The organism is Planifilum fulgidum (assembly GCF_900113175.1).
Taxonomy (GTDB): Bacteria; Bacillota; Bacilli; order Thermoactinomycetales; family DSM-44946; genus Planifilum; species Planifilum fulgidum.
The window spans coordinates 1-13,850 of the sequence record NZ_FOOK01000050.1 but is presented as its reverse complement, the minus strand read 5'-3'; the positions used below and the strand labels follow the sequence as shown (position 1 = coordinate 13,850).

The following is a 13,850-nucleotide window of genomic DNA, read 5'->3' as shown; positions in this document are numbered from 1 at the left end:
AAATCTCCAGCCACTTTTTTAGGACATCATTCTCCAGTCGCAGCCTTTTGACTTCCCGTTCCAGGTCCTTGTACTCTTTCCGCCTCCCTCTGTGCTCCATTAGCCCAAAATCGCCCTGTTCCCGGTATTTCCGCATCCAGATCTTTAATCGCCCCACATCTTGAATCCCCAGCTCTTCAGCAATCTTTGCCTTGGGAATGCCCTGAAGCCTCATTTCCACTGCCTTCTTTTTCAGTTCAAAGCTATATGTCTTGAATTTCTGTCCTTTTCTTGCCACGAAAATCACCCCTTAAAGTAATTTTCACAGGGGTGTTTTCCTGTGTCTACTTTAAGGGGTGCACTTCACGTTGGAACGGGGTTTTTCTTCCTGACCGTTATTCCACCGTGACGCTCTTTGCCAGGTTGCGCGGCTTATCCACGTCATATCCCCGGGCGACACAGGCGTGATAAGCTAGAAGCTGCAGGGGAATCACCGTCAACACCGGCGTAAGGAGGGACAGCGTGCGCGGAATGGTCAGCACCTCATCCGCCAATTTGTGCAGCTCTTCGTCCCCCTCCAGGGCGATCCCCAACACCCGGGCTCCCCGGGCCTTCACTTCCTCGATGTTGCTCACCATTTTGTCGTAAAGGGCCGTCTGGGTGGCGAGGGCGATCACCGGCACCCCCTCCTCGATCAGGGCCAGGGTTCCGTGCTTCAGCTCCCCGGCGGTGTAGGCCTCGGAATGAATGTAGGTGATCTCCTTCAGCTTGAGGGAACCCTCCAGGGCGACGGCATAGTCCAGCCCCCTGCCGATGTAGAACAAATCTTCCTTTTTGGCGATTTCCGCGGCCAAGAGGCGGACGGCACCCTCCAGCTGCAGCGTCCGCTCCGCCAGTTCCGGCAGCCCCTCCAGGTGCTTCACCACTTCGGCCAGCTCCGCCTCGGAGCGGGTGCCGCGGATCCAGGCCAGGTAGAGCCCCAGCAGATAAATGGCGATCAGTTGGGAAGTGTACGCCTTGGTCGAAGCCACGGCGATTTCCGGTCCGGCCTGGGTGATGAACACATCATCCGCTTCCCGGGCGACGGTGCTGCCGACCACGTTGGTGATGGCCAGCACCCGGGATCCCGCTTTCTTCGCTTCCCTGAGGGCCGCCAGGGTGTCCGCGGTCTCGCCCGATTGGCTGACCACCACCACCAGCGTGCGCGGCGTCAGGATCGGGTTTCGGTAACGGTATTCGGAGGCCACATCCACCTCCACCGGAATGCGCACCAGTTCCTCGATGACGTATTTGCCCACCAGGCCGGCGTGATACGCCGTGCCGCAGGCGACAAAATGGATGCGCTCGATCTCCCGGAGCTCCTCCGGAGACAGGGCGATTTCCCTGGAAAGATCCGCCTGTCCGCCCTTCACCCGTCCGGTGAGGGTATCGCGGATCGCCCGGGGCTGCTCGTGGATCTCCTTCAGCATGAAATGATCGTAACCGCCCTTTTCCGCCGTGACGATATCCCAGTCCACCCGGAGCGTCTCCCGCTCGACGGGCTCACCGTCCGTCTTCATCAAGCGGACATCGTCGCGGGTGATCACGGCCATCTCCCCGTCCTCCAGCACGTAGAAATCCCTCGTGTGTTCCAGGATGGCGGGAATGTCGGAGGCGATGAAGTTTTCTCCGTCTCCGACGCCGACAATCAGCGGACTGGCCAGCCGGACGGCGACCAATTTGTCCGGTTCGAATTCGCTGATGATGGCCAGGGCGTAGGCCCCCCTCATCCGGCGGACCGCTTTTCGCACCGTGGACACCAGATCGCCGTCCCACTGATCGGCCAACAGATGGGCGACGACCTCGGTATCCGTCTCCGACCGGAAGGAACAGCCCTTGGCCAGGAGTTCCTCCTTCAGCTCCAGATAGTTTTCGATGATCCCGTTGTGGACGACGGCGAAGCGTTGCGCCATGTCCATGTGCGGGTGGGCGTTTTCATCCGACGGTTTTCCGTGGGTCGCCCACCGGGTGTGACCGATTCCCAGCTGTCCGGGCAACGATTGGCGGGAAAGACGGCGTTCCAGCTCGGAAAGGCGTCCCTCCGCCTTGCACACCCCCAGCGTTTCCCCATTGTACACCGCCAGACCCGCGGAATCATATCCGCGGTATTCCAGCTTCCGAAGCCCTTCCACAAGGATGCCCTGGGCTTGTTTCGGTCCGATATATCCGACAATGCCACACATCGTTCCGGTAAACCCCCTTTATCGTCCGGCCCGCCTCGCTCCCTCGCCGGGAGAGAGCCGACGGTCCTCTCCGTCCTCTCTTTCTCTCTACAGGCATGGCGTCCGTCCGGTTTGCCGGGCATCGCGCCGGAGCGGGTTGTCAAACGGGTCGCCCCGTTCTTTTCCGCTCCGGCTCCGCGGCCCCGATGCCGGGCCGGGAGGCATCCGCCGATGATTCGATCAACCTCCACCTCGTCAACTGCGGCCGCCCGCCGCAGTCCTGGCGCTTACGGCAATAAAGACGGGCTCGCTTCGGGCCTCTCTCCGGGCCTCACCCCCTTTCAGGAAAAAATCCGTCGACATATCCACAGATTATGCAAACAACCGGAACTCCGTGTGGCATTCGTCCCGAACCGTCACCCGCAATCCTTGTCAGGCCAGCTCCCGCCTGACCGTTTCGGCAATCTCTTCCACTAATCGCTTCAGGGTCTCCTCATCGGGACCCTCCGCCATCACGCGGATCAGCGGCTCCGTGCCGGAGGGGCGGATCAAGACGCGTCCCTCTTCCCCCAGGAGCTCCTCCGCCCTGGCGACGGCCTCTCCGATGGCCTCATTTCCGTTCAAGCCGTTTTTGTCCTTCACCGGAACATTGACCAGCAGCTGCGGATACTTCGTCATCACCCCGGCCAGATCGCCGAGGGTCTGTCCCGTTTCCTTCATCACCTGAAGCAGCTGCAGGGCGGTCAGCAGGCCGTCCCCCGTCGTGCTGTGGTCGAGGAAAATGATGTGGCCGGACTGCTCGCCGCCCAGGTTGTGGCCGCTCCTGCGCATCTCCTCCATCACGTAGCGGTCGCCTACCCGGGTCTTCTTGACGGCGATCCCCTTCGATTCCAGGGCCTTAAACATGCCGATGTTGCTCATGACGGTGGCGACGACGGCATCCCCCTTCAGGTTGCCCCGCTCCTTCAGATAGCCGCCGCAAATGCAGAGAATGTGATCGCCGTCCACCAGCTGCCCCCTTTCGTCGACGGCGATCAGGCGATCCGCGTCTCCGTCAAAGGCCAGCCCCGCATCGGCCTTGCGGGCCCTCACTTCCCGTTGCAGCCTTTCGGGATGGGTAGAGCCGCAGTTCACGTTGATGTTCATGCCGTCGGGATCGGAACAAATGGCGATCACGTCGGCTCCGAGATCCCGAAGCAGCCGGGGGGCCAGTTCGGAGGCGGCGCCGTTGGCGCAATCGACGACGAGATTGAGGCCGCACAGGTCGGTGTCGATCGTCTGTTTGAGATATTCGAGGTATCGCTCCACCTCCTGCGGACGATCCTCCACCCTGCCGATCCCTTCCCCTTCGGGCCGGGGCAGCCGGTCCGGCCCTTCGAGCAACTCTTCGATGGCCGCTTCGGTTTCATCGGACAATTTGAACCCGTCAGGCCCGAAAAATTTGATCCCGTTGTCGTGAAAGGGGTTGTGGGAGGCGGAGATCATCACGCCCGCACTGGCTCCCAGCGCCCGGGTCAAATAGGCCACTCCGGGAGTGGTGATCACCCCCAGCCGGATCACGTCGCAGCCGATGGAAAGCATTCCGGCAACCAGGCCCGCTTCCAACATTTCCCCGGACAACCGCGTGTCCCGTCCGATGAGCACCCGGGGTCTTTTTTCCTGTTTCGCAAGCACATAGGCGCCGCAACGCCCCAAACGGAAAGCCAGCTCCGGCGTCAGTTCCCGGTTGGCCACTCCCCGCACGCCATCGGTTCCGAAATATTTCCCCATCGTTGATCCTCCTTCTGCCACGTCCCACGATGCCTCCGCGTCACCTTCGCTTTTCTTCTCTCCGGATCATCTTTATTCGACGCAGGCGGCAGAGGTCACAAGGATCCCCGGGAAGAGCAGCCCGGGGAACCTGGATCCGCATGCCTCTTTTATCGTTTGATCCGGATTCTCGCCTCCAGCTTCGGATTGCCCTTCAATTGGACATAGGCCGGGAGATTGACCCGTATCGGCCGGATGTGCTCTCCCGGAGGCAAATTGGAAGCATCGACGACGGCACGGATATCCTGCAGCTTGATGTTGTCCAGCAGCTTGGGCGCTCCGACGACCACCAGATCGATTTTGCCGCTTTTGGGAGAAACCACCTCGGCCTTGAGCCCGTCCCCCAAACCGTTGACGCGGATCGGCACTTTCTCCAGCTTTTTCGTCTTCGCTTTGACGATGGTCACAGAAATCTTTACCGTCTTCGGTTCCACTTTCAGGCGTTCATCCACCGGCGGAATGGGCAGTTCAAAGGTGCGATCCTTGGTCACACCGGACAAATCCAGCGAAGGGCCGGGGTATACCTCCAATCCGTTCAACGTCTCCTCGGGCCCGTACACGGTCACCCGGTCCACATCCGTCGTCAGGCTGGCGATGGCGTATCCCTCCGGTGGGTATTTCGCCACATCCACTTTGAGGGGGACCGATTTGTCCGGAGCGGTGATCGGCACTTCCACCTCAACCACCGAAGGGGTCACTTCCACCTTGTGAAGGGGCCCGTTTTCCCCATACACTTGTAACGCGACGGATCGGGAAACGGTTTCGGTCGATCCTTTGACGTTGACGACCCCCTTGACCGCCGTCACCTCCTCCAGAAGCGATTCGGAACCCCGAACCAACACCTTCGTCGGTTTGATCACCGGCTCTCCCGCCTTGAAACCGCTTGGAAGATCGCCGACCAGGTCCACCTGAACCGGCATTTCGATCTGCTGCTTCTCCTCCAGCGTCACGCTGACCGCCTTCGGATCGGACTCCACTTTGACTCCGGAGGGAAAGCCGGACCACCTCACGGGTATGCCCCGATGCTTGCCCGGCCCGAGATCCCTCAGGTCGATGTAGACCCGGTACGAGTCGGGAGTGATGCGGTTGATGGAGGAAGGGGCCCCGGAAAGCCTCAGATTGACTGTGGGGGGCGCCTCCGTCAGCTCCAACCTCTCCTTATCGTACAATACCTCCAACGTCACGTTGCGAATGGTCGTCTGCACCTCTTCCCCCCGGGTGAAGGGAAAGGGCTTCTCGTTCACCGTCATCCACAACATGATCGCCAAGCCGAGGGCAACCAGTTTTAAAACGGTATCGCTCTCAAACCATTTATCCATCAGGGTCCCCCTTTCGGACCCAGAAGTTGGCCCTCCGCTCCGCCGGCTTCAACTCCTGATACAACCGGGTCAGCAATTCCTCCTCCGAAAGCCCCCGTTCCAACTGTCCGTGAATGGCCAGGGAAATGCTTCCCGTCTCCTCGGAAACGATCACGGAAATGGCGTCGGACACTTCGCTCATGCCGATTCCCGCGCGATGCCTCGTCCCCAGTTCCTTGCTGATAAACGGATTTTCGGACAAAGGCAGGTAACACCCGGCGGCCATGATCCGGTCCTTGCGGACGATCACCGCGCCGTCGTGCAGAGGGGTGTTGGGAAGAAAAATGTTGATCAAAAGCTCCGCGCTCAACGCTGCTTCCAGACGGATTCCGGACTCGACGTAGTCGGAAAGCCCCGTCTCGCGCTCTATGATGATCAACGCACCGATTCGCCGCTTCGACAGATGCCCGATCGCCTTGATCAGCTCCCCCACCATCTTGGTGACGAGCTGATCCTCCATCTGCCGGCTGCGCCCGAAAAAGCCGCCCCGTCCCAGCTGCTCCAGAGCCCGGCGCAATTCGGGCTGGAAAATGATGAAGAGAACGATCACGCCGACGGAAAACAGGTTCTCGATCAACCATTGAAGGGTGGACAATTGAAAAACGCTGCTGAACACCCAGGCGGCCAGCACCACGGTGAGCCCCTTCAGCAGTTGAACCGCCCGGGTCCCCCGAAGCAGCAGCAGCAACCTGTAAATGATGTAACTGATGATCAGAATGTCCACTACATCGCTCAAGTATCGGGTCAATCCGCCGAGAACATCCATTGGCGCCTCCGTTGGTCAAATACCGTCTTCGCTACCATCTAGTATACTACAACCTCCGGGGACGGGATTCCCAATCCTTTGAACGGCAGAAGACAAAAAGAAACGGCCCCGGCTCGGATCAGCCCGTGTTCCGGAGCCCTGCGGCAATTCCGTTGATGGTGAGGAGAACCTGCTCCAACACTTCCTCTTTGTCTTCCTCCGACTTCTCTTCTTTTAAGCGAAGCTTTCCGAGCAGATCCACCTGGATGAAACTGAGGGGATCGACGTAGGGATTCCGCAGCCGAATCGATTCCTGAATGACGGGAACGTGGTCGAGAATCTCTTTCTGTTCGGTGATCGCCAGGGACAATTCCCGGGTCCTTCGGTATTCCTCCTCGATGATGCGAATGATTCGATCCCCCTCCTTCGGATCGCTGGCCAGAGAAGCGTATTCCCGGGCGATGACGAGATCCGCCTTGGCCAGGGCCATATGCAGGTTGTTCATCAGCGAACGGAAAAAGGGCCACCGGCGGAACATTTCCTGAAGAAGGCGCATGCCCTCCGGATGCTTCTCCACATACCGGGCAAAACCCGTCCCCGCCGCATACCAGGCCGGGAACAGATAGCGGCTTTGGGTCCAGGCGAACACCCACGGGATGGCGCGCAAATCCTCGAAGGCCCGGCTGTTTTTTCGGCGCGTCGGTCGGGAGCCGATTTTCAGCTCGCCGATCTCCGGCAGCGGAGTGGCTTCGTGGAAAAAGGACAGGAAAGCCGGATCCTTGAACACCAGCCGCTGGTATTCCTCCAGAGCGTAACCGGAAATCTCGTCCATCGCCTCCACCCACGGCTGCTCCGGTTCGTTTCCCTCTCCGGTCACGGCGGCCGCCGCGGACAACAGGAGCGCCGAGGTGGCCTGCTCCAGGCTTCGGGAAGCGATCGGCTTCAGGGCGTAACGGGAGGAAAGGACCTCTCCCTGTTCCGTGATCTTCACGCCGCCCAGCACCGTTTCCGGCGGTTTGGCCTCGATACTCCGGTTCAGCGGCCCACCGCCGCGCCCCAGAGCTCCGCCCCGCCCGTGGAAATATTTCACGTTGATCCCGTACTCCCTGGCCAGCCGGCACAGCTCCCGCTGGGCGCGGTACAGCTCCCAGTTGGCCGTCAACATGCCCCCGTCCTTGTTGCTGTCGGAATAGCCCAGCATGATCTCCTGATAGCGGTGCCCTTCCCGCTCGGCGGGGACAAAGGCCGGATGGCGGAAATACGCCTCCATGATCTCCCGGGCCCGGTGCAAATCGTCGATCGTCTCCAGCAGGGGGACCACATGAAGCCGCGACGTGACGCGATCCCCCGTCCTGCGGAACAGCCCCACTTCCTTGGCGAACAACACCACCTCGAGGAGATCGCTGGTTCCCCGGGTCATGCTGATCAAATAATTTCGGATCGCCTCTTCGCCAAAGGTTTCTTTCGCCCGGGCGATGACCCGGAACAATTCCAGGGTCTGCTCCGTCTCCGGAGAAAAGCGCATGTAGGGAGAGGTGAGGGGGCGGGGATCGGCCAACAGTTCCGTAAGCAGCTTCATCTTTTCTTCTTCGGAAAGCGCCCCGTAATTCGCCACGATGCCCAGGCTGCCCAAAATTTCCGTCAAGGCCTTTTCGTGTTCCGCACTGTGCTGACGAATATCCAGCGTCACCAGGTGAAAACCGAACAGTTCCACCTGGCGAATCAGGCGGGACACCTCCCGATCAGCCAGGGCGTGGGCCCGATGGAGGCGCAGGCTGTCGGCCAGAAGCCGCAGGTCGGCCAGAAAGGCTTCCGATCCCGCGTAAATCCCCCGCTCCTTCCGATCAAGCCGGGTGTGACGCAACCGGGCCAGCATGTAGGTGCATTTCCGGCGGTAAGGTTCGTACTCGTTGCGCCACTCCCCCTGATCGATATCTTCCAGACTCACCTCCTCCCGATCCCGCTCGAGGGAACGGAGGAGCTCGTCGGAAACCCTGGCGTTGCGGGTGGAGTGGCTCAGTTTTTGGAGCAGCTTGCGGACGGCCTGCTCATACTTGCTGAGCACCAGATCCCGCTGGAGCTTCAGCGTGTTCCAGGTCACCTCCGGCGTCACCGAAGGATTGCCGTCCCGATCGCCGCCGATCCATGACCCGAACCGCAGGAAGGTGGGAACGTGCCAGTCGTGCTCCGGATACTCCTGGCGGAGGCACTTTTCCAACTCCCCGTGCACGTCCGGCAGCACGTCAAACAGGGTCTCGTCCAGATAATAAAGCCCGTTCTTGACCTCATCCATCACCGTCGGTTTCCGATGGCGAAGTTCATCGCTCTGCCACAGCGTGTGCACCTCCGCCAGAATCTCCTCCCGGATCCGCTCCCGATCCTCTTCGGTGAGGAACGGGTTGTCCAGCTCCATCACCCGCTCGGCGATCCGCTGGTGGATATCCAGCACCGTCCGGCGCATCGCCTCCGTCGGATGGGCGGTGATGACCAGCTCCAATGAGAGATAGCGGAGCACCTGTTCCACGCGCTCTGCGGAAAGCCCCCGCTCCTTCAGCTTGCGCACGGCGCTGGCGATGGAGTCGCGCTGCACCACTCCGCTGGAGAGGCGATATTCGCGATGGCGCCGGATGCGGTGATTCTGTTCGGCAATATTGACCAGCTGAAAATATATCGCAAAGGCCCGGATCACATTTCTCCGCATCGCAGGGGACAGACCCCGGATCAGGTCCCTGCATCTTCTCAACACGGCGGGGTCGAAGGAGACGCGAAGCTGTTTTGTCATCTCCCGGATGTTCTCCACGATGTCCAGAAGGGCTTGTCCCCCTTCCATCACGAGAACATCGCCCAGAATGTGACCCAGAAAGCGGACATCCCTGCGAAGAGGATGATCTTTCTCCATATCCATCGTCATGGCTCGCTGACTCATGGCGCCACCCCCCTGACAAACCCTCATTTCAACCTGGACAAAATTCCACGGGTTGGACAAATCAAGTCCCGGAAAGGCAACAAAAAGCCTTTGTATGAAAAATTGGGCATTCTCCCTTTTTATTCCCTTTTCCATTAACGCTTAATCATCCGGGAAAAACGGGTTCTGCCCGGAGTCGCCGCCGGGCTCCTTCCGTCTTCCACGATCATCCATTTGCCGGAGGCGGATGAAATGAGAACCGGTTTGAACCTTCCCGAAGATTGTTCCATCATGCGGATGCAATCGGTCCAGTCTATGCGGGGAAAACTGAACTCCAACAGCAACTTTCGAAAACAGGCATCGCGAACCTCGGCGGGCAGTCCCTCCCGCTTGATCCAGTCCACCGCTTCCCTGTACCTTCCCCGTCTGAGCAGATCCTCCATGTGGGACAAAAGGGCCTTTTTCAGGGAACACCTGAAGTACAGCCTCGATCGCCTTCCCCTTCCCCCACCGGGTTTCCAGAAAACAAGCCCTTCCTTTTCCATATTTTTCAGCAACCGCCTCACGTTGCGCGTGGAACAGTTCAGGATCTCGGCCAGTTCCTCCAAACTTACCTCGAAGGACCGGTGGGTCTCCACCTTTTGAAAGTGCAACCGCAATTCGAGGAAGTGCTCGATCGAATTCATGAAATCCCACCTGAAAAGATTTTCGTACAAACATTGTAACCGATCCTGCGCAAACAAAAAAGGAGACAAAAACCGGAGAGAAATCCCCTTTTTCCCCCGTCCGATTTCGGATACCATGGAATCTGCAAAGGACAGGTGGTGGTAAAACATGAATCAGGTTCAACGGGTTTTGCAAATTGCAGCCAAACGGAAAAAACTCCTCATCTTTTTCGCCCTGTTGATCTTTCTTTACCTCAACAACAGTTCGCTTCTCGCCGACCCGCCCGAAAGCGGGCCGTTCCTCCTGGCCCATCGGGGCTTGGGTCAAACCTTTGACATCGCCGGCGTCACCGATGAAACCTGCACCGCCACCCGCATCCACCCGCCGGAGCATCCGTACCTCGAAAACACAATTCCCTCCATGCGCGCCGCCTTCGAATACGGCGCCGACATCGTCGAACTGGATGTGCATCCGACCAAGGACGGCCAATTCGCCGTTTTCCACGACTGGACCCTCGATTGTCGCACGGACGGCCGCGGCGTCACGCGGGAGAAAACCATGGAGGAGCTGAAGAAACTGGACATCGGTTACGGTTACACGGCGGACGGGGGCAAGACATATCCCTTTCGGGGGAAGGGCATCGGATTGATGCCGTCCCTGGGCGAAGTGTTGTCCGCCTTTCCGGACCGGTCGCTGCTGATTCACATCAAGAGCGACGACCCCCAAGAGGGGGTGCTTCTGGCCGATCGGCTCGCCCGGCTCCCCCCGAGCGGCTGGAGCGATTGGCGGTGTACGGGGGAGACCGGCCGATCGCGGAACTGGAAAAACGCCTCCCCGAACTTCGCACCATGTCCATGGCCTCGCTGAAGCGATGCCTGCTCCAATACGAGGCGCTCGGATGGACCGGGATCGTCCCGAAGGCCTGCAGGGAAACGCAGCTCCACATTCCGGAGCAATATGCGGCCTGGCTTTGGGGATGGCCCAACCGCTTTCTCAGCCGGATGGAACGGGCCGGGACGCGGGTGATCCTCGTCAAATACGTCGACGGCTTCTCCGGAGGGTTCGACCGGCCGGAGGATCTAAAGGACTTGCCGAAGGGCTACTCCGGCGGAATCTGGACCAACCGGATCGACCGCATCGGCCCCTTGCTCAAAAACGAAAGGCCTTGAAAAACACACCGGCCCCTCCCGCGGCGGAGAGAGGCCTTTTTTTCGCCGTTTTTACCGGCCGCCCGATTTGAGAGGATCATGCGCCGGCTGATCCCCCCGCATTTTTTGAGAGGAGAGGGTGACGGGCCTCCGGTGTGCGTGCAGCAAACTTTTTACATATTGATCAAACTGATCGGTGCGGTTTTTTAAATCGCGCCTGTGAAGCGCGATTCCGGTCTTCAAAGCGGTGCGGGCGGCCATCTCATCCCGGAAATGTCCGAAGTCGACGATCCGGTTCGTCCCGCCCCCCCGGGTGGTGATGATCAGCAGGGCATGCCACCAACCGTCTCGTTGAAACACCAGCTTTTCGTAATGATACACGGAAGACCCTCCATGTTCATCCGACACAGACGAACTCAATTTGACCCATTCCTCTCGCTTACAGATATGGAATTGAATTTGATGTTGTTGAAATGGGATTTTAATTTGATGAAATGTTTTGTAAAAAAATGGTGAAAAACCCGTAGCCTGCGCACGCCCGTTTGGGGATTTTCGGGAAAGCAAGGTTGATGCAGCCGTCCCGTTCGTATTATTTCCCGCTTTGCCTTCAACTCAATCCTCATATGTTTTGTGGGACATGAAGGCATCAAAGGGGGAATACCAAAAAAAACAGAAGGAGCCCGTGAATTTACACGGTCAGCTTCCGGGCTCATTCTTCGTCCGTTTTCTCATTCTTTGAAGGAAGAAAACAAACCTTTGGACTTAAATCACTTGCTTTCCCAAAGCGGATTCGATCAGGGCCACCGCCACCTTGGCGGTTCGATTTCCGTTGTCCAAGATCGGGTTGACCTCGACAAATTCGGCGGAGGTGAGGACATTCGCCTCGGCCAACATCTCCATGGCCAGATGGCTCTCCCGGTAAGTGAGCCCGCCTTCCACCGGCGTTCCCACCCCCGGCGCATCCTTGGGATCCAGCCCGTCCAGATCCAGGCTCAGATGAACGCCGTCCGTTCCCCGGGTAACGATCTCCAGGGCCTCCTCCATGACGGCTCCCATTCCCAAGCGGTCGATATCGTGCATGGTGAACACGCGGATTCCCAATTGGCGGATCAATTTCCGTTCCCCTTCGTCCAGATCCCGAATGCCGATGAGCACCACATTTTCCGGTTGCACTTTGGGAGTAAATCCCAGACAGTTGACAAGATCCGGATGTCCGTATCCCAGACTGACGGCAAGGGGCATGCCGTGGATGTTGCCGGAGGGCGTCGTCTCCCGCGTGTTCAGATCGCCGTGGGCATCGAACCAGATAAGGCCCAGCCGCTTTCGATGCTTGGCCGCGCCGGCGATGGTGCCGATGGCGATGCTGTGATCGCCTCCCAGCACCAGGGGAAAACGCCCGCGCTCCACCGTCTCGGAAACGGTTCTACCCAGGGTTTCGCATACCGAAGCGATCTCCTTCAGATACTTCAGCCTGGGGTCCACGACCTGATGGGTTTCCGGGGTGGGAACATGCAGATTGCCCACATCCTCCACCTCGTAACCCAATTGGATCAACTTCTCCTTCAGCATGGCGTAGCGTATTGCGCTGGGCCCCATGTCCACCCCGCGCCGTCCCGCTCCCAGATCCATCGGAACACCGATCACGGTCACCGGCTTTTTCTCCATGACCATCGGATTTCCCTCCATCCAATCCGCAAGAGATGACTTCGTATTCCTACCCCGACACATGCCTGGCGGCTTCATTGTACCACAGTTGAAATAAGCCCCCAATATCGAATATTTTTTCATGATCACGACTCGTTATGCATGTTTTTGGAGGGAAACCGCTTCCTATTCACGGAAATTGCCGGATGCCCGTTGATCCGCCGGTCTCTTTCCCAAGCATCCGAAGGCCCGTCGCGAGGAGTCTGGCAAACAAAAAAGCCTTCGCTGACGCGAAGGCTTTTCCTTTGGAGCGGAAGACGGGATTCGAACCCGCGACCCCCGCCTTGGCAAGGCGGTGCTCTACCCCTGAGCCACTTCCGCATAAGTGGTGAGCCATCCAGGACTCGAACCTGGGACACCCTGATTAAAAGTCAGGTGCTCTACCAACTGAGCTAATGGCTCAAATCGCTGGCTGGGGAGGTAGGATTCGAACCTACGCATCACGGAGTCAAAGTCCGTTGCCTTACCACTTGGCTACTCCCCATTGTTGGTGGAGGGGGTAGGATTCGAACCTACGAAGGCATACGCCAGCGGATTTACAGTCCGCCCCATTTGACCACTTTGGTACCCCTCCATGACAACCCCCAGCCATTGGTGGACGGTGACGGGCTCGAACCGCCGACCCCCTGCTTGTAAGGCAGGTGCTCTCCCAGCTGAGCTAACCGTCCGAATGAAAGTGGGGGCGAGGCAAGCATCCCCAACCCCCAACTCGTGTCTGGTGACCCGTAGGGGATTCGAACCCCTGCATGCCAGCGTGAAAGGCTGGTGTGTTAACCACTTCACCAACGGGCCACGCTGGAGCTCCCAACCAGACTCGAACTGGTGACCTCTTCCTTACCATGGAAGCGCTCTACCTGCTGAGCTATGGGAGCATGGCTCCTCCGGCAGGACTCGAACCTGCAACCTACCGGTTAACAGCCGGGCGCTCTACCATTGAGCTACGGAGGATCATTCGCCTCACGGCAAGATATAGTATACATCAATGCACGGCGAATATCAAGATGAAATTTTTGGGGTGGCCGCCTGGCAGCGACCTACTCTCCCGGGGGCTCCCGCCCCCAGTACCATCGGCGCTGGAGGGCTTAACTTCCGTGTTCGGAATGGGAACGGGTGGGTCCCCTCCGCTATTGCCACCAGACGGCATGTGGCTGAGGATGTTTCGCACCCTCAAAATTGGCTACGGGATCAAGTGCGTGGAGGTGCAAGGAGAAGCCCTCGACCGATTCGGATCCGTCAGCTGAACGCATTGCTGCGCTTACACCTCGGACCGATCCACCTCGTCTTCTCCGAGGGGTCTTACCTCGCAGGCAAGCCTGCGAGTGGGAAATCTCATCT

9 protein-coding genes, 8 tRNA genes, 2 rRNA genes and 1 pseudogene are annotated in these 13,850 nt (G+C 59.0%); 1 reads left to right on the top strand and 19 read right to left on the bottom strand.

All coding sequences use genetic code 11. The features are described 5' to 3' along the window. The 7 genes from BM063_RS16660 to BM063_RS16630 all read right to left on the bottom strand — a co-directional run. Positions 1-277: transposase (locus tag BM063_RS16660; protein ID WP_092041708.1), on the bottom strand; the 277-nt coding region annotated here is incomplete at its 3' end. Between the two features lie 97 nt (positions 278-374). Continuing rightward, complete coding sequence (glmS, locus tag BM063_RS16655; RefSeq protein ID WP_092041695.1) at positions 375-2,201, bottom strand: glutamine--fructose-6-phosphate transaminase (isomerizing); 1,827 nt, start codon at positions 2,199-2,201, stop codon at positions 375-377. A gap of 411 nt (positions 2,202-2,612) precedes the next feature. After that, positions 2,613-3,950 (bottom strand): phosphoglucosamine mutase, encoded by a 1,338-nt coding sequence (gene glmM / locus BM063_RS16650; protein ID WP_092041692.1) that lies wholly within the window; start codon positions 3,948-3,950, stop codon positions 2,613-2,615. 149 nt (positions 3,951-4,099) lie between these two features. After that, on the bottom strand, positions 4,100-5,308 hold the full coding sequence (locus BM063_RS16645; RefSeq protein WP_092041689.1) for a CdaR family protein: 1,209 nt from the start codon (positions 5,306-5,308) through the stop codon (positions 4,100-4,102). Continuing rightward, positions 5,301-6,113, bottom strand: a complete 813-nt coding sequence (cdaA, locus tag BM063_RS16640) for a diadenylate cyclase CdaA (protein ID WP_092041686.1) — start codon at positions 6,111-6,113, stop codon at positions 5,301-5,303. Before cdaA ends, BM063_RS16645 begins: the two co-directional genes overlap by 8 nt. A gap of 118 nt (positions 6,114-6,231) precedes the next feature. Beyond that, on the bottom strand, positions 6,232-9,018 hold the full coding sequence (ppc, locus tag BM063_RS16635; protein ID WP_092041700.1) for a phosphoenolpyruvate carboxylase: 2,787 nt from the start codon (positions 9,016-9,018) through the stop codon (positions 6,232-6,234). Positions 9,019-9,152: 134 nt separating this feature from the next. Continuing rightward, complete coding sequence (locus BM063_RS16630) at positions 9,153-9,683, bottom strand: SgrR family transcriptional regulator (protein WP_177199249.1); 531 nt, start codon at positions 9,681-9,683, stop codon at positions 9,153-9,155. Between the two features lie 148 nt (positions 9,684-9,831). Between BM063_RS16630 and BM063_RS16625 the strand changes: the two are divergent. Next, positions 9,832-10,832, top strand: a pseudogene (locus tag BM063_RS16625) (glycerophosphodiester phosphodiesterase family protein). A 51-nt stretch (positions 10,833-10,883) separates the two neighbouring features. Here BM063_RS16625 and BM063_RS16620 read toward each other — a convergent pair. From BM063_RS16620 to BM063_RS16565, 12 genes are all read right to left on the bottom strand, one after another. Further along, on the bottom strand, positions 10,884-11,192 hold the full coding sequence (locus tag BM063_RS16620; protein ID WP_092041681.1) for a hypothetical protein: 309 nt from the start codon (positions 11,190-11,192) through the stop codon (positions 10,884-10,886). Positions 11,193-11,573: 381 nt separating this feature from the next. Continuing rightward, positions 11,574-12,476: an arginase gene (gene rocF, locus BM063_RS16615; RefSeq protein ID WP_092041698.1), complete on the bottom strand. Its 903-nt coding sequence runs from the start codon at positions 12,474-12,476 to the stop codon at positions 11,574-11,576. A gap of 285 nt (positions 12,477-12,761) precedes the next feature. Then, positions 12,762-12,836: transfer RNA gene (locus BM063_RS16610), tRNA-Gly, on the bottom strand. A 5-nt stretch (positions 12,837-12,841) separates the two neighbouring features. Then, a tRNA-Lys gene (locus BM063_RS16605) sits at positions 12,842-12,917 on the bottom strand. Between the two features lie 7 nt (positions 12,918-12,924). Beyond that, positions 12,925-12,999 (bottom strand) — tRNA-Gln (locus BM063_RS16600). A 4-nt stretch (positions 13,000-13,003) separates the two neighbouring features. Beyond that, positions 13,004-13,089: transfer RNA gene (locus tag BM063_RS16595), tRNA-Tyr, on the bottom strand. Positions 13,090-13,107: 18 nt separating this feature from the next. Then, a tRNA-Val gene (locus BM063_RS16590) sits at positions 13,108-13,183 on the bottom strand. Positions 13,184-13,231: 48 nt separating this feature from the next. Then, positions 13,232-13,307 (bottom strand) — tRNA-Glu (locus BM063_RS16585). A gap of 4 nt (positions 13,308-13,311) precedes the next feature. Then, a tRNA-Thr gene (locus BM063_RS16580) sits at positions 13,312-13,387 on the bottom strand. 1 nt (position 13,388) lies between these two features. After that, positions 13,389-13,463 (bottom strand) — tRNA-Asn (locus BM063_RS16575). A gap of 73 nt (positions 13,464-13,536) precedes the next feature. Then, positions 13,537-13,653 (bottom strand): 5S ribosomal RNA (rrf, locus tag BM063_RS16570). A gap of 65 nt (positions 13,654-13,718) precedes the next feature. After that, a 23S ribosomal RNA gene (locus BM063_RS16565) occupies positions 13,719-13,850 on the bottom strand; the annotation flags it as partial.

Coding starts and splice junctions, on each gene's coding strand:
- glmS (WP_092041695.1), bottom strand. CDS start 2,201: ATGTGTGGCATTGTCGGATATATCGGACCGAAACAAGCCCAGGGCATC.
- glmM (WP_092041692.1), bottom strand. CDS start 3,950: ATGGGGAAATATTTCGGAACCGATGGCGTGCGGGGAGTGGCCAACCGG.
- BM063_RS16645 (WP_092041689.1), bottom strand. CDS start 5,308: ATGGATAAATGGTTTGAGAGCGATACCGTTTTAAAACTGGTTGCCCTC.
- cdaA (WP_092041686.1), bottom strand. CDS start 6,113: ATGGATGTTCTCGGCGGATTGACCCGATACTTGAGCGATGTAGTGGAC.
- ppc (WP_092041700.1), bottom strand. CDS start 9,018: ATGAGTCAGCGAGCCATGACGATGGATATGGAGAAAGATCATCCTCTT.
- BM063_RS16630 (WP_177199249.1), bottom strand. CDS start 9,683: ATGAATTCGATCGAGCACTTCCTCGAATTGCGGTTGCACTTTCAAAAG.
- rocF (WP_092041698.1), bottom strand. CDS start 12,476: ATGGAGAAAAAGCCGGTGACCGTGATCGGTGTTCCGATGGATCTGGGA.